This window comes from Pseudoduganella namucuonensis, from assembly GCF_900116645.1.
Classification (GTDB): domain Bacteria; phylum Pseudomonadota; class Gammaproteobacteria; order Burkholderiales; family Burkholderiaceae_D; genus Rugamonas; species Rugamonas namucuonensis.
The window spans coordinates 40306-60760 of the sequence record NZ_FPBO01000008.1 but is presented as its reverse complement, the minus strand read 5'-3'; the positions used below and the strand labels follow the sequence as shown (position 1 = coordinate 60760).

Sequence of the window (20455 nt, the reverse complement as noted above, 5' to 3'; positions counted from 1 at the left end):
AGAGGCGGCCGAGGTGGTTTACTGCGATTGTTTGATACAATCACCGTAACAACTAATCCGCGACGCCGGTGTGGCTAGACCATCTGGAGCGCGGGGGAAAAAGCCGGCGCAAGCCGGTTTTTTCATTCCGGGAGCAAAAAATGCCAGGAGCGACGTTCCCAGCCCAGGCACTGTTACGCACACGTGTCTACGTTGATGGCTACAACCTCTACTATGGCTGCCCGGATGTGCAGCAGCAGGTAGTGGCGCGGGCGACCCGCGTGGTGGGGAGCTGCGGCAAGGCCTTCAAGTGGCTGCAGGTGGAGAATCCCTACTTCGACGGCTTGGTGCCTATCGAACTACTCGACACCGACGATGGCGCCGCCCGCGTGCTCGCTTACATCACGCAATACGAGCGCGACCATCCCATCAGGCGATAGGGTTTTCACTGCACCTGACAAACGCCTGTCCTATCTCATCGGTCAGCAACAGCAGCACCTTCATCATCACCGAATCATCCAGATTCGGCGCCAGGCGCAGCAGGGTGATCGTCAGCTGCGACAATGAAATCGCGGTGGAGTGCGCCGGGTCGGTCATGCCGGAGTTGCTGGGTCCGACCTGCAGCGCCTCGCTGACCGTCTCGCTCAGCCCCAGCGAGGTCTTGATGGTCTTGGCGCTCGCGTGGACGTTCTGGCTGGCCCACATGTAGTACGGCCGCAAGTGGTCCAGCCCGACCGCCTCCTCCATCGACAGGAAATTGGGATTGCCCTTGCCCAGGAAGGGACGCGCCCAGCCGTACGCGTTGGCGAAATCCTTGCCGTAGGCGTCGAGCACGGCGTCGTAGCGGGCCTTGAGCTGGGCCAGCTCGCCCTCGCTGAAGCCCGGCGTGTTCAGGCGCGAGACGAATTTTTCGAGCTGCAGCGCGGCCCGGTAGGCGTCGACCGATTCGTGGTCCAGATAGCGCCGCGCGGCCTCCTGGCCGTGCGCCAGCATGAACATCGCCGTGACCGTCATCTCGTGCAGCGAGCGCCAGCGTCCGTGCGCGCCGTCGGCGTAGCCGTTCTTCAGCAGCGTCAGGATCTCCTTGGCGACCAGGATGCCCTTGGCCTGCAGGCGCACCAGCAGGTCGAACACCAGGTCGCCCTCCGCCGTCGCCTTCGGCCGCAGCCGCCGGGTGAAGGAGTCGCCGGCCTCGATGGAGATTTCGATCTGCAGCTCGAGCAGGTCGAAGCCCTCCTTCCAGCGGCTGGTGTTGCGGTCCACGAACTCGGCGTGCAGCTTGCGCCGCTCCGCCAGCCCCCTTTCCGCGTTGACCTTCAGCCCGGCCAGCATTTCGCTCGGATATTTGCTCAGCAAATTTTCCATGCGGTGCGGCACGTCGGCCGAGATTTGCCGGCGCTCCTCCTCCGAGCCGGCCGCCGCGGCCAGTTCCTGCATTGCTTTGTCAAACGACTTTTGTAGTGTGTCCATATTCAGGCGCCATCGCCCCCCTGCCCTTTCCGCTGCTGCACTTTGGGGAATCGCAGGCTGTAGTGTAGCCCCATCCCCGGCGCGCTGACGACCTTGACCGTGCCGCCCAGCGGTCCCGTCACCAGGTTGTACAGGATGTGCGCGCCGAGGCCGCTGCCGCCGGAGCCGCGCTTGGTAGTGAAGAAGGGGTCGAACAGTTGCGCCAGCGTGGTCGGATCCATGCCGATGCCGTCGTCGCTGTAATCGAATTGCACGTGCTCGCCCTCGGCGCGGCCCTTGATCCTGATCTTGCCTTCCTGCCCCTCGCCGAAGCCGTGCACCAGCGAGTTCACCACCATGTTGGTGACGATCTGCGACATCGCGCCGGGGAAGCTTTCCATGTGGATGTCCGGCGGGCAGTCGATGGTGACCTCGATCGGCTTGCCCTTGAGCTTGGGCTGCAGCGACAGCAGCACCTCGTCCAGGTATCTGCCGAGGTTGAAGCCGCGGATGCTGTCCGAGGACTGGTCCACCGCCACCTGCTTGAAGCTGCGCACCAGCGCGGCGGCGCGCTGCGTGTTGGAGGTCATGATGCGCAGCGACTGGTCGATGATGTCGAGGAACTGGTTCAGCCCTTCCTCGTCCAGCGTGCCGGCGGCGAGGTCTTCGCGGGTGAGCTTCAATTCCTGCACCAGGTGGCTGGTGGCGGTCACGCAGATGCCCAGTGGGGTGTTGATCTCGTGCGCCACGCCGGCCACCAGGCGCCCCAGCGAGGCCAGCTTTTCCTGCCGCACCAGCTCGGTCTGCGCGGTCTGCAGCTGGGTCAGCGCGGTGTTCAGGGCGGCGTTCTGCTCCTCCAGCGTTTCCTTGGCGTGGCGGATGGCGCGCTCGGCCTGCAGGCGCGAGATGGCGACCGCGACGTGGTTGGCCATGAAGGCGAGGATGTCGAGGTCGGACTGGCCGTAGATCACGCTGTCGTCGTAGCTTTGCACGATCAGCACGCCGTAGGCGTAGTCGTTCAGCAGCATGGGCGCGCCCATCCAGCTGGCGATGTCCTCGTTGCCCAGCGGGTGTTCCATCTCGCCGCTGGCCACCAGCGCGGCGTAGCTTTCCCGGTCCAGCAGGCAGGGCTTGCGCTGCTTGAGGATGTAGGAGCTCATGCCCACGCCGTAGTGGAAGCGCTTCACGGGCGCGTCCGCGTCCTTTTCGTCGACGAAGTAGGGGATCGTCACCTCGTTGGTGTTGGGGTGGTATAGCGCGATGAGGAAGTTGCGCGCGGTGACCACTTCGCTGATGGCCTCGTGCAGGCGGCCGTACATGGTCTCGGTGTCCCACGCGCCGGCCGACAGGCTGGCGATCTCGTACAGCGCGTGCTGCAGGCTTTCGGCGCGGCGCCGCTCGGCCACCTCGTGTTCCAGCGCGGCGGTGCGCTCGCGCACGGCGCGCTCGAGGCGGTCCATGCTTTGCAGGCCTTGGAGCGCGCTGGAGACGTGATTGGCCATCAGCGAGAACAGGGCCTGGTCCTCCTCGCTGAAGGTGTGCTGCTTGTCGTAGCTCTGGATGACGATGGCGCCCAGCGCCTGGTGGTTCTGGTCCAGCAGGGGGCAGCCCATCCAGTGCTCGGCGGCGCTGCCGCCGCCCCAGGGCGTGCCGTCCACCTCGCGCGAGTTCTGGTCCTCGAACGTCATGGTCAGGCGCTGCCGGTTCAGGATCACCCAGGCGGTGGGCGACTGGTCCGGCGAGGCCAGGGTCACCAGCTCGTCGCGGTCCGGCGCCGCGTCCAGTTCGTCGACGAAGTAGACGAAGCGCACCGTGTTGGGCTTGCCGTCCAGGTCGTTCAGGGCGACGTAGAAGTTGGCCGCGTACATGATGCGGCCCAGCGCGTGGTGCACCGCCCGCAGGAACTCGGCGATATCGGTGCAGGTGCTCGATTTCTGTCCGATTTCGAGCAACATGCTCTGGACGGCTTCCAGTCGGCTGAGACGGCTTTCCATCAGTGGTTTCCTATTCGAGGAGATGCGTGTAGGAAATACTATCAGGTCGGGACGGGCCGCGCCATCCGCCTCACGGGCGGCGGTAGCCGCCGTCTATCCACGCGGTGGCGCTGGCCACGCTGAGCTTGAAGTTGGGCGCCACGCGCACCTGGGCCTGCTCCTCGCCGTAGGGGTCGAAGGCGGTCAGGGTGGCGTAGGGTTCGTCCTCGTCCGGCGTGATGTCCAGGTTGACGGTGATGTAGGCCGCGCCCTCGGTGTTCACGCGCACGCTCTTGTGCAGCTGGGCGTGCAGCTGCTGCTCGTGGCGGCGCAGCACCTCGTTGGCGGTCTTGACCAGGGTGTTGAAGGCGTTCACGTCCAGCGGCTTGGGGTTCTTCTTGTCCCGGCCCATGGTCCAGGGGCCGACCAGCGCCGGCTCCGGCTCGCCGTCCTTGATCATGGCCACGGCCCAGCCTTCGTCTTCCTCGTTCTTGATCACGCGCGCGGTCCAGCCGTTGGCCTGCCACAGGCGGTCTTCCTGCACCAGCACGTCGTCGTCGGGGGAAAGCAGGGTATCGTCAGTCATGAAGGTCTCGCTTTTACTGGATAAATATACAGTATAGCCGAAATCAGCGGGGTTTTGCTGTCGAGCCGCGCACGACCAGCTCCGGCTTCAGGCGGATCTCCATCTGGCCGCCGCCCTCCTGTTGCAAACCTTTTAACACCAGCTGCGCCGCCTGCACGCCCATCGCGTGGTGGCTGATGCGCACCGTCGTCAGCGGCGGGTTCACCATGTCCACGAAGGGCATGTCGTTGTGGCCGACCACGGACACGTCCTCCGGGCAGCGCAGGCCCAGTTCGCGCAGGCCGTCGTAGCAGCCCAGCGCCAGCAGGTCGTTGCCGGCGAGGATGGCGGTGGCCTGCGGATAGCGCGCCATCGCCTCCAGGCAGGCGGCGCGGCCCGCCTCGCGCGTGTAGGCGCTGCCCTCCACTTCCCACGCCGCCTCGCGCGGCACGCCGTTGGCGGCCATCGCCAGCTCGTAGCCCTCCTTGCGCAGGTGGCCGGTGGACAGGTTTTGCGGCCCCACCAGGTGCACCATGTGCCGGTGGCCCAGCGCCAGCAAGTGCTCGACCGCCTGCCGCATGCCGGCGTATTCGTCGTTCACCACGCTGGACACGCGGCCCCGGTCCTCGCTGCGGTTGACGGTCACCAGCGCCACCCCGGCCGCCAGGCAGTGCGAGATCACGGGGTCGTCACGGGTGGCGGTGGCCAGGATCAGCGCGTCGACCTGGCGCGCCAGCAGCTGGTCGACGACGAAGCGCTGTTGCGCCTGGTCCTCGCCGGCGTTGGTCATCAGCGCCACGTAGCCGTGCTTGCGCAGTTCGTCCTCGATGCCCAGCACGATGGGCGGGAACACCGGGTTGGTGATGTCGGGCAGGATCACGCCGACGATGTTGGAGCGCCGGGTGCGCAGCGACGCCGCCATCTTGTTGGGGCGGTAGCCATGCTTGGCCGCCTCCTTCAGCACGCGCTGGGCCACCTCCTCGCCCACCATGTGGCGCGTCAACGGGTCCATCACGCGGCCGACCGTGGACGTATGCACGCCCAGAATCTGCGCCAGGCCCTTGAGCGTCATCTTTTTTTGCTGCATAGCGTGCTTCCCTAACGAACGATGTCGTATTTTCGCACGCCAGGGCGCCAGAGGGCCAACCGCAGGACTTACGCGAACGATCGCGTAAATTTCGCGTAAAAATCGATTTTTGTTTTGACTAAAGCTTTTCCAGTGCTACTATCCATTCAACGCGAACGATCGCGTAAAGGAGAATAGAGTGGATATGAACCTGGCAAACATCATCGACGGCGAAGCATCCGTCACCGCCGTGGCGCACGCCGCCATGGCCCGCACGCCCGACGCCCGCCTGCGCCAACTGGTGGGCGCCTTCGTCGAGCACATGCACGCGCTGGTGCGCGAAGTGGACTTGACCGAGGCCGAATTCAGCACCTTCATCCAGTTCGTCACCGACATCGGCCAGCAGACCAACGACAGGCACAACGAGGTGGTGCTCGCGCTGGACGTGCTGGGCATCTCGACCCTGGTGGCGCTGCGCAACCATCCGCAGACGCAGGGCCAGAGCGCCGCCGCCCTGCTCGGCCCCTTCTGGCGCGCCGAATCGCCGCGGTGCGCCAACGGCGACTCCATCGCCCGCTGCGACATGCCCGGCGCGGCCATGCTGGTGTCCGGCCAGGTGCGCGACCTGCAGGGCCGCCCGGTGGCCAACGCCAAGGTGGACGTGTGGCAGGCCTCGCCCGTGGGCCTGTACGAGAACCAGGACCAGGGCCAGCCGGAGATGAACCTGCGCGGCCACTTCCTCACCGACGCGGAAGGCCGCTACAGCTTCCGCACCGTGCGCCCCGCCGGCTATCCGGTGCCGACCGGCGGCGTGGTAGGCGAGCTACTGCGCCTCCAGCTGCGCGGCTGCATGCGCCCCGCGCACGTGCACTTCATGGTCACCAAGCCGGAGTTCAAGACGCTGATCACGCAGGTGTTCGCGGACGACTGCGAACACCTGGAAAACGACGTCTCCTTCGGCGTGACCCGGCCGCTGGTGGGGCGCTTCGTGCGCCGTGCGGATGGCGACTACACGCTCAACTACGACTTCGTGCTGGAGCGCGGCGAAAGCCGCATCCCCGAAGCGCCGATCAAATAAGGAAGCGACTCATGAATCTCGAACTTGAAGGCCAGGTGGCCGTGATCGCCGGCGGCGCGGGCGCCATCGGCTACGCCAGCGCGCTGCGCCTGGCGCGGCGCGGCGCCCGCGTGGTGCTGCTGGGCCGCGCCAGCGACGACGCCCACGCCAAGGCCGCCGCGCTGCCCGGCGCCGGGCATTGCGCGATCGAAGCCGACCTTGTATCCGGCGCCGCGCTGGTCCGCGCCGCCGAACAGGTGCGCGAGCGCCACGGCCGCGCCGACATCCTCGTCAACTCGGGCGGCTTCACCAGGCCGGTGCCGCACGCCTCGCTGGACGCGCTGGACGATGAACTGATCGACGCCATCTTCGCCGCCAACTGGCGCGCGCCGTTCGCCGCCATCCGCGCCTTCGCGCCGCTGCTGCGGGAGTCCGGCCGGGGGGTGGTGGTGAACGTGTCCTCCATCGCGGCCACCACCGGCATCGGCAGCAACGTCGCCTACTGCGCGGCCAAGGCCGGGCTGGACGCCATGGCCACCTCGCTGGGCCGCGCGCTGGCGCCGCACATCCGCGTGCTCAACGTGTCGCCCGGCGTGGTGGACAGCGCCTTCGTGCCGGGCCGCGACGCCTCGTTCAACGACAAGCAGGCCGCCACCACGCCGCTCAAGCGCATCGGCCAGCCGGACGACATCGCGGCCGCCATCGAGGCCTGCGCCACCACGCTGCTGTTCGCCACCGGCACGGTGATACAGGTGGACGGCGGCCGCCACCTCGGCGCGGCGTGAGGAGGCGGCCATGAACAAGACCATCATCACCTGCGCCGTCACCGGCAACATCGTCAAGCCGGAGCAGCATCCGGACCTGCCGGTGACGCCGCGCGAAATCGCCATCGCCTGCCTGGACGCGGCCGACGCCGGCGCCGCCGTGGTGCACATCCACGTGCGCGATCCCAAGACCGGCCAGCCGTCCATGGAGCTGGACCACTACGCCGAAGTGATGCAGCGCATACGGGACCAGAACCGCGAGCTGGTGATCAACCTGACCACCGGGCCGGGCGGCCGCTTCATCCCCGGCGCGGACGATCCGCGGGTGGCCGCGCCGGGCAGCACGCTGATGCTGCCGGAGAAGCGCGTCGCCCACATCGCCGCGCTGCGGCCGGACATCGCCACGCTGGACCTGAACACCATGAACTCCGGCGCGGACGTGGTCATCAACACTCCGGCCAACGTGGCGCGCATGGCGAAGGTGATACGCGAGGCGGGCGTGAAACCCGAGATCGAGATCTTCGATTCCGGCGACCTGCACCTGGCGCGCGACCTGATCCGCGACGGCGTGCTGGAGGGGCCGGGACTGTTCAGCTTCGTGCTGGGCGTGCGCTACGGCTTCAACGCCAGCCCCGAGACCATGGCCTACGCGCGCGGCCTGCTGCCGGCGGGCGCCGTGTGGACGGGCTTCGGCATCGGCCGCCACGAGTTCCCGATGGTGGCCCAGGCCTGGCTGCTGGGCGGGCATGTGCGGGTGGGGTTCGAGGACAACCTGTACATCGCCAAGGGCAAGCTGGCCAGGGACAACGCGGAGCTGGTCGCCCGGGCGCGGCTCATCGTGGAGTCCATGGGCGGTGAAATCGCCAGCGCCGCCGAGGCCCGCCGGCTTCTCGGACTCGCGCGCTGAAACCCACTGCAAACGCAGGGGTCAGACCCGCCGGGTCTGACCCCACACCACCGGCGGCGGCGTGGCACCGACACGCATGCCGGTTTTCATATCAAGCCTCAACCAGGAGATCCACCAGCATGAACACCGTCCGAGTCACCGAAAAAGCCGCCAGCATCGACGCGCTGGCGCCCACCCTGTCCACCGTCGAGCGCCCCGTGCCCGCCGAGGGCCAGTGCCTGGTCGAAGTCCACAGCGCCGGCGTCAACCCCAGCGACGTGAAGGCCGCGCTGGGCGCCATGCCGCACGCGGTGTGGCCCCGCACCCCTGGCCGCGATTACGCCGGCGTCGTCATCGACGGCCCCGCCCACCTGGTCGGCAAGGAAGTCTGGGGCAGCGGCGGCGAACTGGGCATCCGCCGCGACGGCACCCACTCGCGCTACCTGCTGATCGACACCGCCGCCGTGCGCGAAAAGCCGTCCACCGTGACGATGCTGGAGGCGGGCGCGGTCGGCGTGCCCTTCATCACCGCCTACGAGGGCCTGCGCCGCGCCGGCCTGCCGCAAGCGGGCGACGTGGTGCTGGTCTGCGGCGGCAACGGCAAGGTCGGCCAGGCCACCATCCAGCTGGCCACCCGCGCCGGCGCGCGCGTGTTCGCCATCGAACGCACCAGGGAAGCCTACATCGGCCACGCCAGCGGGCAGGTCGACATGATCGACGCCAGCACCCAGGACATCGCCGCCTACGTGCGCGACAAGACCGGCGGCCATGGCGCGGACATCGTCTACAACACCGTGGGCAGCCCCTACTTCGAGCAGGCCAACCAGGCGCTGGCCACCGGCGGCCGCCAGATCTTCATCTCCACCATCGACCGCGCCGTGCCCTTCGATATCTTCACTTTCTACCGCGGCCAGCACACCTATGTCGGCATCGACACCCTCGCGCTGGACTCGCTGGCCTGCGCCCGCATCCTGGACGCGCTGGCGCCGGGCTTCGCGGACGGTTCGCTGCGCCCCTTCCCCGTGCTGGCGGACACCGTCTACGCGCTGAAGGACGCGGTGCTGGGCTACCGCGCGGTGCTGGGCGGCGCGCGGGAACGCGTGGTGTTGCAACCAGCCCTGCAAGCGGCGGAGTCGGCATGAACCTCACCCGCTACCACGGGGCCCCGCCCTACCACCCGCCCAACCACGAGGGCATGCACTGCCTGCGCCTGCAGGGCCACGAGGCGGGGCCGTCCACCAACCTGTGGCTGGGGCTGTCGCACCTGCTGCCGGGCGGCGGCACCACGCTGGACGGCTCGGGCGTGGAGAAGATGTACGTGGTGCTCGAGGGCGAGGTCACCATCGTCACCGAGGACGGTGAACACGTGCTGCGCCGGTACGATTCCGCGCGCCTGGCGCCGGGCGAGAAACGGGCGCTGAGGAACAAGACGAATCACCCGGCCAGCATCCTGCTGGCCATGCCATACCAGTCACCAAAACAAGCTTTACCCGATTGAAGCAAACGACGAGTAATGGAGGAGACAACGTGATTACCATGACCCCAAGCGGGGCGGACGCGATACCGTCCGCCGTGCGCAAGAAGAAGCCGTTCTACAGCATCCTGTACGTGCAGGTGCTGGCCGCGATCGCGGTCGGCATCCTGCTCGGCCACTTCGACGCCAAGCTGGCGATCGACATGAAGCCGCTGGGCGACGGCTTCATCAAACTGATCAAGATGCTGATCGGCCCCATCGTGTTCTGCACCGTCGTCAGCGGCATCGCCGGCATGCAGGACATCAAGAAGGTCGGCCGCATCGGCTGCAAGGCGCTGCTGTACTTCGAACTAGTGTCCACCTTCGCGCTGTTCATCGGCATGGCGGTCGGCAACTGGGTGCGGCCCGGCGACGGCTTCAACGTCAACCCCGCCACGCTGGACGCCAAGGCCATCGGCGACTACGTGGGCAAGGCCAAGAACCTCAGCACCAGCGAGTTCCTCCTGAACATCATCCCCACCACGGTGGCGGACGCGTTCACCAAGGGCGACGTGCTGCAGGTGCTGCTGATTTCCCTGCTGTTCGGCTTCGCGCTGTCGGCCATGGGCAGCCGCGCCAGGCCGGTGACGGAGTTGATCGAGATGGGTTCGCAGGCGGTGTTCGGCGTGATCAATTTCATCATGCGCTTCGCCCCGATCGGCGCGTTCGGCGCCATGGCCTTCACGGTGGGCAAATACGGCGTGGTGTCGCTGGGCCCCCTGCTCAAGCTGATCGGCACCTTCTACCTGACCTCCTTCCTGTTCGTGTTCCTGGTGCTGGGCCTGATCGCGCGGCTGGCCGGCTTCTCCATCGTGAAGTTCCTCGCCTATATCAAGGAGGAGATCTTCCTGGTGCTGGGCACCAGTTCGTCCGACACGGCGCTGCCGACGCTGATGGCCAAGATGGAGAAGCTGGGCTGCTCCAAGCCGCTGGTGGGCTTGATCGTCCCCACCGGCTACACCTTCAACACGGACGGCACCAGCATCTACATGACGATGGCCGCGCTGTTCGTGGCGCAGGCCACCAACACGGAGCTGACCCTGCTGCAGCAGCTGGCCATCTTCGGCGTCGCCATGCTGACCTCCAAGGGCGCCAGCGGCGTGCAGGGCGCGTCCTTCATCGCGCTGGTCGGCACGCTGGCCGTGGTGCCGACGGTGCCGGTGGCCGGCATGGCGCTGATCCTCGGCATCGACCGCTTCATGAGCGAGGCGCGCGCGCTGGTCAACATGATAGGCAACGGCGTCGCCACCGTGGTCATGGCCCGCTGGGAAGGCGAGCTCGATCGCGAAAAACTCGCCACCATCCGCTAACCCAGGACATTCAATGAAATCGACTATCTTTTTCGGCTGCCTCGCGCTGGCTTGCGGCGCCGCCGCGGCGCAAGGCAACGTCACCATCTACGGCCGCCTGAACGTGGCGCTGGAGCGCGCGGAAACATCGGCCAACGCGGCCGGCCGGCCGCTCGGCCTGACCCGCATGGTCAACAACCGCTCGGTGTTCGGCTTTCGCGGCGTGGAGGACCTGGGCGGCGGCATGCGGGCCGTGTTCCAGATCGAGGGCACGCTGTCGCCGGACACGGGCGAAGGCAGCCCGGCCCAGCGCGACACCCGCGTCGGCCTGGAGGGCGGCTTCGGCGCGCTGTTCCTCGGCCACTGGACCACGCCCTACAACAACGCCACCTCCGGCCTGGACCCGTTCTACCCCACCACCGCCGGCTACATGAGCATCATGGGCAACGGCTCGGGCTCGACGGTGGACAACGTGGGCAACCTGTCGTCCTTCGACCGGCGCCAGCAGAACAGCGTCAGTTGGTATTCGCCCGCGTGGCGCGGCCTGTCCCTGCGCGCCGCGCACGGCGTGGGCGAGGAGCGGCCGGCCAACGGCGCCAAGCCGTCGCTGACCTCGCTGGCGGCGGTGTACGAGCAAGGCCCCTGGTACGCCACCCTGGCGCATGAGCTGCACCGGGATTACCAGGGCGCGGGCCGCGACGACACCGGCACCAAGCTGGCCGCCGCCTACCGCTTCGGCGACACCCGGGTGGCCGCCATCGTGGAAAAGCTGGCCTACGAGACCGCCACCGGCAAGCTGGACAGCAGGCAGGCCCACCTGTCGGTGACGCACCAGATCGGCCCGCACGGCTTGCGCTTCGGCGTGGCGCGCGCGGGGGACGGCAAGGGCGCGTCCACGCAGAAGATCGGCTATCTAAAGAAGGGGGCGGACACGGGGGCGACGCACTACACGCTGGGCTACGATTACGCGTTCTCGAAACGCACCAGCGCCTTCGTCTACCACACGCGCCTGGACAACGAGGCCAACGCCGCGCACGACTTCGCCATCAACGGGCTGACGGTCAGCCCCGGCGCCACCCTCAAGGGGACGGCGGCGGGGTTGCGCCACAGCTTCTGACCGGCCGCCCGCGCGCTTATGGCACGCAGCGCATGCGTTGCGTGCCCAAGCCCGTGACGCTGGCCTCGACGATGTCGCCGGGCCGCAGGTAGCGCCGGTGGTGGCTGCCGAATCCCGCCGGCGAGCCGGTGCAGATCAGATCCCCGGGCTCGAGCCGCGTGTGTTGCGACAGATAGGCGATCTGCTGCGCGATGTCGAACAGCATGTCGCCGGCGGCGCCTTGCTGCATGGTCTCGCCGTTCAATCGCAGTCGCAGTTCGAGCGCGTTCGGGTCCGGAACATTCCACGCCGGCGCCAGCCATGGTCCCGCGGGCAGCCAGCCCGGGCGCGCCTTGGACCGCAGCCAATCGGTGCCCAGCGCGGGCAGGTCGGTCCGGAATACCCGTTCGCGCAGCGTGATGTCGTTGACCACGCAATAGCCGGCGATGTGTTCCAGCGCGGAGGCGCGGTCGACGCGCCATGCGGCGCGGCCGATCACGACGCCGATCTCCACTTCCCAATCGAGCGTGGCGAGGTCCTCGCCCACCTCCAGGTCGTCATTGGGGCCGGCGACGCAGACGCTGCCCTTCATGCAGACGTAGGGCGCGCCCTCGCGCCGGCGCGTTTCGATGGCGGCGAGCGTCGCCGCCCGCCGCGCGGGCGCTTCCGGGCCGGCGGGGCCGTCGCCGCCATCGAGGGCCGCTTCCAGCAATTGCGCGCGGTAGTTGCCGATGGTGCAGTACACCTGCCGGGGGGCGATCGGCGCGTGCACCCGGCACGCTTCGACCGGCACGCCGTGGCGCGCGATGGCCTCGGCGCTGACGGTATCCCGGCAGAGCGCCTCCAGCGCCGGCGCGTGCCGCGTCCAGTCGTGCAGCAGCGCGGCGATGGAGCCCGCGCGATCGGCCGCGGTATCGAACCAGTGGTCCAGGGCGAGCGCGCGGCCGCCGTGCAGCAGCGCCGGGTATGGCGCGCCACCGGCGCTGGAAATGTTGACGAGTACGGGAAGCATAAGCGCCTGAGAAAGTGGTTGTGGTATGCCGGCCTAGGGATGCCGCCGGGTGCTGCCGCGCACGATGAGGGTGGGCGGCGAAATCGAACTGTATGGCGCGCCGCTCGGGACCTTCTGCTTCATGCGATGGACGAACCAGAGCCCGCAGGCGGTGGCCAGCTCGGAGACCGGCAGGCCCACCGTGGTCAGCCCCGGCCCCCACCAGCGGAACGCCAGCTCGTCGCTGAAGCCCGCGACCGACAAGCGCTCCGGCACGCTGACGCCGCTCGCCAGCAGTTCCTCGAGCACGCTGAAGGTGTGCAGCACCGAGCCGACCACCAAGGCGGTGGGCGGCGCCGGCAGCGCGAGCATGCGGCGCAGGGCGTCGCGGGCGAACTCGCTGGAGCCGGGCGCGCCCAGCTCCTCGATGCCCTCGCAAGGCGAACCGGCGCCGGCCAGCGCCTCGCGGAAGCCCTTCAGGCGCGCGGCGCCGGTGGGCAGTTCGGCCGAACTGCCGATGTAGGCGATGCGCCGGTGGCCCAGGTCCACCAGGTGCCTGGTCGGCTGGTACAGCGCCTGCACGTCGTCGATGCCGAACCACTGCTCTCCCAGCGACGCGTGCTTGCGCAGCAGCTGTATGTGCGGCGTCATGCCCAGCAGGCGCACCGATTCGGCGTGCGGCTTGGCGCTGGGAACGATGATGATGCCGGCCACATTGGCGCTGGTGAGTTCGCGGATCTGGCGCAATTCGGTCTGCCGGTCGTCGTCGGTCTCGGATAGGGTGAGCTGGTAGCCCTCCTGTTCCAGGCATTTCGACAAGGCGTGCGCGATGGTGGAATAAAAGCTGTTGCGGATGTCCGGCACCACCAGGCCCACCAGGTTGCTCGACACGCCGCGCATCATGCGCGCCGCGCGGTTGGCGACATAACCCAGTTCGTTGGCGACTTCCTGCACCTTCTGCTTCATGGCGGCGCTGATGCGCGCGTCGTCGGCCAGCGCGCGGCCCACGGTGGATGGGGAAACCTGCAGGCGGGCGGCGATGTCTTTAATTGTGATCATGTGAAACGGTATCCTCGGATCTGCACAAACGATAGCGCAAATTATTCAGGGTTTGCCAGGGGCGAGCATGATAGCATGCCTCCCACCCGGGTCGCACCCACTGCGCGGGAGGCTAACGTTAGCATTTTTCAGGCCGCCGCCGCGCGCCGTTCACGCGCGCGCAGCTTGAAGGAGCTGACCAGTTCCGCCAGTTTGACGGCCTGGTCCCGCATCCGTTGCGATTGCCCCTCCGCCTGTTCGACCAGGCGCGCGTTCCGGCGCGTCATGTCTTCCATTTGCACCACGGCCTGGTTGACCTCCCCTATGCCTATCCGCTGCTCGCGGCTGGCGACGGCGATGTCGCTCATGAACGAGGTCACCCGCCCGACCGCGTTGACGATTTCCGTGATGGCGGCGCCGGCGTCGTCCACCAGTTTGCCGCCCGCCTCCACCTGCCGCACGGAGTCGCCGATCAGCGACTTGATTTCCCGGGCCGCGTCCGCCGAGCGCCCCGCCAGGCCGCGCACCTCGCTGGCCACCACGGCGAAACCGCGCCCCTGCTCGCCCGCCCGCGCCGCCTCCACCGCCGCGTTCAGGGCCAGGATATTGGTCTGGAAGGCGATGCCGTCGATGACGCCGATGATGTCCGCTATCCTGCGCGAGCCGTCGCGGATCGAGCCCATGGTCCGTATCACGTCGCCGACGGCGCGCTTGCCATCCGCCGCCATGCCGGATGTCGCCACCGCCAGGGCGTTGGCCTCGTGCGCGTTGTCGGCGTTGTTGGTCACCGTGGAGATCAGCTCCTCCAGCGAGGCGGCGGCCTGCCGCAGCGCATTCGATTGCGATTCGGTGCGCGCCGACAGGTCCGCGTTGTCCGACGCGATCCGGGCGGCGCCGGTGTTGACCTGTTCCGTGGTCTCCTTGATCTGCGAGACCAGCAGCTTGAGGTTGGTCTGCAGTATCCGCAGGGAATGCCGGATCCTGCCGATCTCGCCGTCGCCGTGGACTTCGATGGCGTTGGACAGATTCCCCTCGCTCATCTCGTCGATGAGCCCTTGCACCCGCGCCAGCGGCCGGGCGACGCCGCGCGCCAGCAAACAGGGCGCCAGCGAGCAGGACGCCGCGCCGAGCGCGGTCGCGGACACGAGCCAGGCGCCGGCGGCCGCTCCGGACAGCAGGGCGGCGAGGTTGGCCAGGAAGATGGCGGCCAGGATGGCGGCGAACACGGAGATCCGCGTCGCCAGGGACAGCCGCGGCCACACGCGCAGGTGGCGCAGCGCGGAGCGGCGCTCGATCCTGCCGCCATTCATGGCCACGCGCTTGCTGCCAGCCTTCATTTGCTGGTAGGCCCGCTCGGCCGCCCTCACCTTGCCGGGGGCGGGTTTGGTGCGTATCGTGATGCAGCCGACCGCGCGGTGGTTCTCGAATATCGGCGCGGCCGTCATCTCGACCCAGAAAAAATCGCCATTCTTGCGCCGTCCCTTGCTCACGCCGGACCAGGTCTTGTTCGCCTTCAGCGTGCGCAGAAAGTCGTCGAACACCTGTTTGGGCGTGTCGGGATGGGCCAGGATGCTTTGCGGCCCGCCCATCACCTCCGCCTCGGCGTAGCCGCTGATCTTGACGAAGTCGCGGTTGACGTAGGTGATGTTGCCCCGCAAGTCCCCCTTCGAAATGATGGTGTCGGCGTCGTCGAGCACGTACTCGGCGCCGGTGGCCGGCGGCATGGTCTGCATGGCTGGTCCGCTCCCCGTCATGAATGGCGCCGGCCGGTTTCCGCCAGCCAGGCCTCGGCCACCAGCGCGAGGCGCTCGGCCGGGCGGTGCAGCAGCGGAATGGCGGCGGCGCGCACTCGCGTGCGCTGGAGTTCGTTCGTCAGGTACTCCACCGGCGACTTGCCGTCCACCCGCGCCAGCAGCAGGGCGGGCAGCAGTTCGGCGGCGCGCGCCTCCAGCCCGGCGCGCGGCTCCCAATGGGCCTCGTGGAAATAAGCCTCGGCCAACGCCGTGAACGAGGCGGCCAGCGCGTCCCGCCGCGCCGGTTGCGCCAGGCATTTCAGCAGCAGGTGGTTCAGGCAGAAGGCGAGGTCGAAGGCGGGATCGCCATACCAGGCGCACTCGGCGTCCAGCAGCACCGGCCCCCTTGGGCCGACCAGGATGTTTTTGGGGCTGACGTCGCCGTGCACCAGCGCCGCGCGGATGCCGGCGGTGCGCAGCGCCAGCAACCGCAGGCGCTGCGCCACCGCCGGATGGCGGGCCGCCGTGGCCAGCAGATAGGGCTCGATGCGCAAGGCCTGGAAATTGTCGCCCGTGTCGAAGGCGGCCGCCAGTTCCGGACTGCCGGCGCTGGCCGCGTGCAGACGGCCCAGCAAGCGCCCCACCGCGGCCGCCGTGCCGGCCTCCACCTCGCCGTCCATCAACTGCCGCTTCCACACCGGATGCCACTCCGGCGCCAGGAAGGACATGGCGAACACGCCCCCCTCCGCGTCGTGCGCCAGCGGGGCCGGCACGTTGTCCGGGCTGTGCCGGGCGGCGAACTGGATCCACGCCCATTCGTAGGCGTTGCGCGACAACGGCGCCTCCCAGTCGGCGGCGACCTTGAGCCTGGACAACGCGCGCTTGACGCACAGCGAGCGTCCCGGCAGGTCGACCCGCCAGATGTCGGAGGAGACGCCGCCGGTCAGCGCGCTCCAGTGCGCGGGCTCGCCCGGCCGGGCGAGGCCTTGCTCGATCAGGAAGGTATCCAGCAGCGGCTCTGGGCAGGTCGGATTCGTCATGGCGCGGGTATCGGATGGTTGGAGGGAATGAGACATTATCGGAGGTTGCACGGCTGCTGTGGCGCTTCGCCGCGCAATACCCGCACCACCTCCTCGGCGGCGCGCCTGCGCAGCTCCAGCAACGAGGCGTCCGACGAGAACGCGACGTGCGGCGTGCACATGGCGCCCGGCTGGGCCAGCAGCGCGGACGGCACCTGGGGTTCGGACTCCAGCACGTCCAGCGCGGCGCCGGACAGCTGGCCGCTTTCCAATGCCGCCACCACCGCCGCGGTGTCGACGATGCCGCCGCGGCTGACGTTGATCAGCAGGCCGCCCGGGCGCATCCGGCTCAGGCGCGCCTCGTCGATCAGGTGGCGCGTGTCCTCGGTCAGCGGCGCGTGCACGATCACGATGTCGCTCTCGGCCAGCAGGGTGTCCAGGGTCGCGCGCTTCACCTCCCCGGCATCGGCGGACAGGAAGGGATCGTGCGCCAGCAGGCGGCAGCCGAAGGCTCCCAGCTTGCGCGCGGTGGCGCGGCCGATGCGGCCGAAACCAATCAGGCCGCAGGTCAGCGCGCCCAGGCGGCGCAGCTTCGCGTCGGCCGGCGCCCAGCGCCCGGCGCGCACTTCGCGGTCGAAGAAGACCAGGCCGCGGGTCCAGGCCAGCGCGAAGCCCACCGCGTGGTCGGACACTTCCTCGACGCAGTAGTCCGGCACATTGGTGACCTGGACGCCGCGCTCGGTCGCCGCCCGCACCGCGATGTTGTCGAGCCCGACGCCCAGCCTGGCCACGATCCTCAGGTCCGGCGCGGACGCGATGGCCGCCGCCGACACCTGCGCCCAGCAAGTCAGGATGGCGGCGGGCCGGTGCTCGCGCACCAGGGCCTCGATGGCCTCCGCCGACGCCGGCTCGGCCGGGCCGCTCACCAGCCGCATGCCGGCCGCCTCGATGATGCCGCGCTCGACGCCGTCGTCCGGCCAGGCGTAGTCCGTCAATAAAACCGTGTTGTTCATGATGCCGTCTCCTCGCTTTGGTAAAAATGCCGTCATTTGCACGAACGTTAGCATAACAATTTACGAATTACAAGCGCCTGGATATGAAGCGCAATCCCAATACAGGGCCGGATTTGTTCGATTCGCCACGTTTTTTTGCCGTTTTCGCGACTTATCGAAAGATAGTTGACATGCCACTCAAAGAATCCTAGACTAAATTAATGCTAACGATAGCACTGAAATTCGGCGGCATCCGGCTGGCCTGATCACCCTTCCGGCACACCCTTATCGATCATAAAAACAAAACGGGAGACAACTTGAAGAACCACATACGCAAGGCGGCCGCGATGGCCGCCGTCGCCACGCTCGCCAACGCGGCGCAGGCGCAATCACAGGTGACGGTGTTCGGCATCCTGGACCTGAGCCTGAAATCGGTGACCACCGGCGGCGTCACCGTCAACCAGATGGCCAACGAGGGGATGCTCAATTCCCGGCTCGGGTTCAAGTCCGAGGAAGACCTGGGTGGCGGCCTGAAGGCCGGCGCCTGGCTGGAAACGGCGGTCAATCCGGACACCGGCACCATCAACGCCTCCGGCAAGCTGTGGCACCGCCGCTCCACCGTCAGCCTGTCCGGCGGCTTCGGCGAGCTGCGGCTGGGGCGCGACCTCGACCCGACCTTCTACAACCTGTCGGTGTTCGATCCCTTCGGCACGCTGGGCGTGGGCGCCGGCTTCAACCTGACCACCAACCTTGGCAGCGGCGCCGCGACCTTGCTGCGCGCCGACAACGCCGTCAGCTATATTCTGCCGGCGGATCTGGGCGGCCTGTATGGCCAGATCCAGCTGGCGCCCGGCGAGGGCGTGCCCGGCAACCGCTACGGCGGCGCGCGCGTGGGCTACCTGAAAGGGCCGTGGAACGTGGCGCTGGCCTTCGCCAACACGGGCACCGCGACGGCGGACGACTTCAAGCTGGTGAACGCCGGCGTGTCCTACGACGCGGGCTTCGCCAAGCTGATGGTGTTGTTCAACGGCGCGCGCTACGGCGCCAAGAGGCAGAACAACTGGGAACTGGGCTTCACGGCGCCCATGGGGGTAGGCCTGCTGCGCGCCAGCTACCAGCGCGCCGACGCCTCGGGCGCCGGCACCGACGCCAACGACGCCGAGCAGATCGCGCTGGGCTATGTGTACAGCCTGTCCAAGCGCACCTCGCTGTACGGCACCTGGTCGCATATGACGAACAAGGGAGCGGCCAGCTTCAAGGTCGGCTCGCCGCCGAACGGCGTGGCCGGCGCCACCTCGCGCGGCGTTGAAGCGGGCATCATGCACGCCTTCTAAGGCGCGCCGTCCGACCGGGCCGGGCATGCAACAACAATTCCGACAGAAGGAGAATGGGATGCGCACCACACCATCGAATTCCCCGGCCCGGCCCTGCAAGGAACTTGTCAGGGCATGGCTGTTTGAACGCCACCGCAACCGCAAGCCCTTGCCCGATCTCGAGGAGATACGCCGGGCATTGGGCTGGGTGGCCATCCCCGGCCCGGCCGCCACCTCCCCCGCGCACGCTGGCGACACCTGCCGCGCCAAGCTGTAGCCAGTTGGGCAAGGGCGCGCGCCCGCCGGTGATCATCTATAAGGTTTCCGGTTTGGCCGGGTGTTGCCGAAGTATCCAGTCGCTGACTTTTTTCAATACGACCGGCGCGACCGTCTCCTCGATCTGCGCGTATTCGGAAAGCGCGCCCGTCCTGGCGGTCTGGAACAGGTGATTGAGCTCCGGGATCTCGACCAGTTCATTGGCCTGGTTCGCGGGCAGACTGGCGCGAATCGCTTCCAGGTTCATGGCTGGCGGCACCTGCAGGTCGAGGGCGCCATTGATCGCAAGCACAGGCTGCTTTACCAGCCGCAAAACAGGCGCTGGGTCGTATGCGAGCGCGGTTCGAAACCACGGGCTGGCGAATACCTCAAGCTGAGCCCTTGCCTCATCGGGCGCGATATCCTTGGTGGCGACGGCGCTGTCGAACACTGCCCGGGCCCGGGCCTTGGTTTCTTCGCCGCTGCCCGGCGTGGCCAGGGCGGCGAAGACCGCGCGTTTCAGGCGGCTGTCTTTCGCGATTTCCGCTTCGCTCATGCCACCGGCCCGGTTGATCAGGGCGGCCTGTTCGACCAGCAGCTTGTCACCCTTCACGGCTGGCCCCGCCAGCAACACGATAAATCCGAGCGAAGGATCGCGCGACGCCGCCAGTGGCGCGATTATCCCGCCTTCCGAGTGGCCGACGATGCCGAGGCGCCGCTGATCGACTTCGGGCCGGGTCCGCAGAAGGGCGACGGCGGCCTCGGCATCCGAGGTGTAGTCGAGTGTTGTCGCCACGTTGGCGTCGCCGCTGGAGGCGCCGGAGCCCCGCTTGTCGTAGCGCAGTACTGCAATCCCCTGGCGCGTGAGATGGTCGGCCCATACCGCGAATATCTTGTGGCCATATATATCGACGTCGCGCTTGTGTCTGCCGGAGCCATGCACCAGCACCACCGCCGGAAAGGGGCCAGCGCCGGGCGGCACGCTGAATGTGCCCGCCAGTGCGACGCCGGCCTTGGCGTTGCTGAAAGTGACATCCTGCTCGCGATAGGGGCGGGCGGCCTTCTCAATCGCCTCCTCCTGCGGGCGTTTCAGGACCAGCGCCGGCATGCCCTTGGCGTCGAGCCGCTTCAACACCAGCGGTGTCGGGCTACCCTGGGTGAAGGTGCCGACCCAGGCCTGCTGTTTCTCATCCCATTCGCCCTGATAGCTGCTCTTGAATCGATCGATCGAAAAGTTCAGGCGGGTGGCGCTTGCGCTTACCGTATCGGCCGCGAACAGGTCTTTCGATTGATCCGGGCTACCCAGCTTGGCGTGGTAGCCGCCATCGGCCGCCTTGGTGATGTGCACGGTCAGGCGCAGCGTGTTGGCGATGACGCCGCCCCAGTCGCCCTGGGCTTCCTCGGAAAAGGCGGGAGCGCTGGCGGCGAACGCCAGGAGGACGCAGGCTTGCAATGTCGTTTTTTTCATTTTTTAACG

The 20455-nt window shown here is 67.9% G+C and carries 20 protein-coding genes; 10 read left to right on the top strand and 10 right to left on the bottom strand.

What is annotated here, in order from left to right:
• Positions 1 to 227 precede the first annotated feature (227 nt).
• The gene (locus tag BM436_RS10805) at positions 228 to 419 is read left to right on the top strand and encodes an MbcA/ParS/Xre antitoxin family protein (protein ID WP_177307108.1); all 192 of its coding nucleotides are present in this window, start codon (positions 228 to 230) and stop codon (positions 417 to 419) included.
• Here BM436_RS10805 and BM436_RS10800 read toward each other — a convergent pair.
• The 4 genes from BM436_RS10800 to BM436_RS10785 all read right to left on the bottom strand — a co-directional run bounded on the left by BM436_RS10800 (position 409) and on the right by BM436_RS10785 (position 5053).
• Positions 409 to 1449: a DUF5677 domain-containing protein gene (locus BM436_RS10800; protein WP_143133065.1), complete on the bottom strand. Its 1041-nt coding sequence runs from the start codon at positions 1447 to 1449 to the stop codon at positions 409 to 411. The two genes, BM436_RS10805 and BM436_RS10800, sit on opposite strands and share 11 nt — an antisense overlap.
• 2 nt (positions 1450 to 1451) lie before the next feature.
• A complete protein-coding gene (locus BM436_RS10795) occupies positions 1452 to 3422 on the bottom strand; it encodes a GAF domain-containing sensor histidine kinase (protein WP_093555530.1) in 1971 nt (656 codons plus the stop codon).
• Between the two features lie 70 nt (positions 3423 to 3492).
• Complete coding sequence (locus BM436_RS10790; RefSeq protein ID WP_093555529.1) at positions 3493 to 3987, bottom strand: hypothetical protein; 495 nt, start codon at positions 3985 to 3987, stop codon at positions 3493 to 3495.
• A 43-nt stretch (positions 3988 to 4030) separates the two neighbouring features.
• Entirely contained in the window at positions 4031 to 5053 is a 1023-nt protein-coding gene (locus BM436_RS10785; RefSeq protein WP_229489914.1) for a LacI family DNA-binding transcriptional regulator, read from the bottom strand.
• Between the two features lie 184 nt (positions 5054 to 5237).
• Between BM436_RS10785 and BM436_RS10780 the strand changes: the two genes are divergently transcribed.
• The 7 genes from BM436_RS10780 to BM436_RS10750 all read left to right on the top strand — a co-directional run bounded on the left by BM436_RS10780 (position 5238) and on the right by BM436_RS10750 (position 11658).
• Positions 5238 to 6110 (top strand): dioxygenase family protein, encoded by an 873-nt coding sequence (locus BM436_RS10780; protein ID WP_093555528.1) that lies wholly within the window; start codon positions 5238 to 5240, stop codon positions 6108 to 6110.
• 11 nt (positions 6111 to 6121) lie between these two features.
• Positions 6122 to 6874 carry an SDR family NAD(P)-dependent oxidoreductase gene (locus BM436_RS10775; RefSeq protein ID WP_093555527.1) on the top strand — a complete coding sequence of 251 codons (753 nt, stop codon included), beginning with the start codon at positions 6122 to 6124 and terminating at the stop codon, positions 6872 to 6874.
• Between the two features lie 10 nt (positions 6875 to 6884).
• On the top strand, positions 6885 to 7760 hold the full coding sequence (locus BM436_RS10770) for a beta-keto acid cleavage family enzyme (protein ID WP_093555526.1): 876 nt from the start codon (positions 6885 to 6887) through the stop codon (positions 7758 to 7760).
• A 119-nt stretch (positions 7761 to 7879) separates the two neighbouring features.
• The gene (locus BM436_RS10765) at positions 7880 to 8881 is read left to right on the top strand and encodes a quinone oxidoreductase family protein (protein ID WP_093555525.1); all 1002 of its coding nucleotides are present in this window, start codon (positions 7880 to 7882) and stop codon (positions 8879 to 8881) included.
• Complete coding sequence (locus BM436_RS10760) at positions 8878 to 9237, top strand: cupin domain-containing protein (RefSeq protein ID WP_093555524.1); 360 nt, start codon at positions 8878 to 8880, stop codon at positions 9235 to 9237. The genes BM436_RS10765 and BM436_RS10760 overlap by 4 nt, the downstream gene beginning before the upstream one ends.
• A 38-nt stretch (positions 9238 to 9275) precedes the next feature.
• Positions 9276 to 10562, top strand: coding sequence for a dicarboxylate/amino acid:cation symporter (locus BM436_RS10755; RefSeq protein ID WP_093555523.1), 1287 nt, complete (start codon positions 9276 to 9278; stop codon positions 10560 to 10562).
• 13 nt (positions 10563 to 10575) lie between these two features.
• Positions 10576 to 11658 carry a porin gene (locus BM436_RS10750; protein ID WP_093555522.1) on the top strand — a complete coding sequence of 361 codons (1083 nt, stop codon included), beginning with the start codon at positions 10576 to 10578 and terminating at the stop codon, positions 11656 to 11658.
• A 16-nt stretch (positions 11659 to 11674) separates the two neighbouring features.
• Here the strand turns inward: BM436_RS10750 and BM436_RS10745 are convergent, their stop codons facing one another.
• The 5 genes from BM436_RS10745 to BM436_RS10725 all read right to left on the bottom strand — a co-directional run bounded on the left by BM436_RS10745 (position 11675) and on the right by BM436_RS10725 (position 17431).
• Positions 11675 to 12649, bottom strand: coding sequence for a fumarylacetoacetate hydrolase family protein (locus BM436_RS10745; RefSeq protein ID WP_093555521.1), 975 nt, complete (start codon positions 12647 to 12649; stop codon positions 11675 to 11677).
• 33 nt (positions 12650 to 12682) lie between these two features.
• Positions 12683 to 13687 carry a LacI family DNA-binding transcriptional regulator gene (locus BM436_RS10740; RefSeq protein ID WP_093555520.1) on the bottom strand — a complete coding sequence of 335 codons (1005 nt, stop codon included), beginning with the start codon at positions 13685 to 13687 and terminating at the stop codon, positions 12683 to 12685.
• Between the two features lie 128 nt (positions 13688 to 13815).
• Positions 13816 to 15399: a methyl-accepting chemotaxis protein gene (locus BM436_RS10735; RefSeq protein ID WP_093555519.1), complete on the bottom strand. Its 1584-nt coding sequence runs from the start codon at positions 15397 to 15399 to the stop codon at positions 13816 to 13818.
• A 17-nt stretch (positions 15400 to 15416) separates the two neighbouring features.
• Positions 15417 to 16439 (bottom strand): phosphotransferase family protein, encoded by a 1023-nt coding sequence (locus BM436_RS10730; protein WP_093555518.1) that lies wholly within the window; start codon positions 16437 to 16439, stop codon positions 15417 to 15419.
• A 35-nt stretch (positions 16440 to 16474) separates the two neighbouring features.
• On the bottom strand, positions 16475 to 17431 hold the full coding sequence (locus tag BM436_RS10725; protein WP_093555517.1) for a C-terminal binding protein: 957 nt from the start codon (positions 17429 to 17431) through the stop codon (positions 16475 to 16477).
• Between the two features lie 296 nt (positions 17432 to 17727).
• Here BM436_RS10725 and BM436_RS10720 point away from each other — a divergent pair, with 296 nt between their 5' ends.
• Positions 17728 to 18744: a porin gene (locus BM436_RS10720; RefSeq protein ID WP_093555516.1), complete on the top strand. Its 1017-nt coding sequence runs from the start codon at positions 17728 to 17730 to the stop codon at positions 18742 to 18744.
• 58 nt (positions 18745 to 18802) lie between these two features.
• Positions 18803 to 19000, top strand: coding sequence for a hypothetical protein (locus tag BM436_RS36120; protein ID WP_143133063.1), 198 nt, complete (start codon positions 18803 to 18805; stop codon positions 18998 to 19000).
• A 36-nt stretch (positions 19001 to 19036) separates the two neighbouring features.
• Here the strand turns inward: BM436_RS36120 and BM436_RS10715 are convergent, their stop codons facing one another.
• Entirely contained in the window at positions 19037 to 20446 is a 1410-nt protein-coding gene (locus tag BM436_RS10715) for an alpha/beta hydrolase family protein (RefSeq protein WP_093555515.1), read from the bottom strand.
• Positions 20447 to 20455 lie beyond the last annotated feature (9 nt).

What these genes read in the sequence shown, in the direction of transcription:
- BM436_RS10800 (WP_143133065.1), bottom strand. Translation starts at nt 1,449, where the DNA reads ATGGACACACTACAAAAGTCGTTTGACAAAGCAATGCAGGAACTGGCC.
- BM436_RS10795 (WP_093555530.1), bottom strand. Translation starts at nt 3,422, where the DNA reads ATGGAAAGCCGTCTCAGCCGACTGGAAGCCGTCCAGAGCATGTTGCTC.
- BM436_RS10790 (WP_093555529.1), bottom strand. Translation starts at nt 3,987, where the DNA reads ATGACTGACGATACCCTGCTTTCCCCCGACGACGACGTGCTGGTGCAG.
- BM436_RS10785 (WP_229489914.1), bottom strand. Translation starts at nt 5,053, where the DNA reads ATGCAGCAAAAAAAGATGACGCTCAAGGGCCTGGCGCAGATTCTGGGC.
- BM436_RS10780 (WP_093555528.1), top strand. Translation starts at nt 5,238, where the DNA reads ATGAACCTGGCAAACATCATCGACGGCGAAGCATCCGTCACCGCCGTG.
- BM436_RS10775 (WP_093555527.1), top strand. Translation starts at nt 6,122, where the DNA reads ATGAATCTCGAACTTGAAGGCCAGGTGGCCGTGATCGCCGGCGGCGCG.
- BM436_RS10770 (WP_093555526.1), top strand. Translation starts at nt 6,885, where the DNA reads ATGAACAAGACCATCATCACCTGCGCCGTCACCGGCAACATCGTCAAG.
- BM436_RS10765 (WP_093555525.1), top strand. Translation starts at nt 7,880, where the DNA reads ATGAACACCGTCCGAGTCACCGAAAAAGCCGCCAGCATCGACGCGCTG.
- BM436_RS10760 (WP_093555524.1), top strand. Translation starts at nt 8,878, where the DNA reads ATGAACCTCACCCGCTACCACGGGGCCCCGCCCTACCACCCGCCCAAC.
- BM436_RS10755 (WP_093555523.1), top strand. Translation starts at nt 9,276, where the DNA reads ATGACCCCAAGCGGGGCGGACGCGATACCGTCCGCCGTGCGCAAGAAG.
- BM436_RS10750 (WP_093555522.1), top strand. Translation starts at nt 10,576, where the DNA reads ATGAAATCGACTATCTTTTTCGGCTGCCTCGCGCTGGCTTGCGGCGCC.
- BM436_RS10745 (WP_093555521.1), bottom strand. Translation starts at nt 12,649, where the DNA reads ATGCTTCCCGTACTCGTCAACATTTCCAGCGCCGGTGGCGCGCCATAC.
- BM436_RS10740 (WP_093555520.1), bottom strand. Translation starts at nt 13,687, where the DNA reads ATGATCACAATTAAAGACATCGCCGCCCGCCTGCAGGTTTCCCCATCC.
- BM436_RS10735 (WP_093555519.1), bottom strand. Translation starts at nt 15,399, where the DNA reads ATGCAGACCATGCCGCCGGCCACCGGCGCCGAGTACGTGCTCGACGAC.
- BM436_RS10730 (WP_093555518.1), bottom strand. Translation starts at nt 16,439, where the DNA reads ATGACGAATCCGACCTGCCCAGAGCCGCTGCTGGATACCTTCCTGATC.
- BM436_RS10725 (WP_093555517.1), bottom strand. Translation starts at nt 17,431, where the DNA reads ATGAACAACACGGTTTTATTGACGGACTACGCCTGGCCGGACGACGGC.
- BM436_RS36120 (WP_143133063.1), top strand. Translation starts at nt 18,803, where the DNA reads ATGCGCACCACACCATCGAATTCCCCGGCCCGGCCCTGCAAGGAACTT.
- BM436_RS10715 (WP_093555515.1), bottom strand. Translation starts at nt 20,446, where the DNA reads ATGAAAAAAACGACATTGCAAGCCTGCGTCCTCCTGGCGTTCGCCGCC.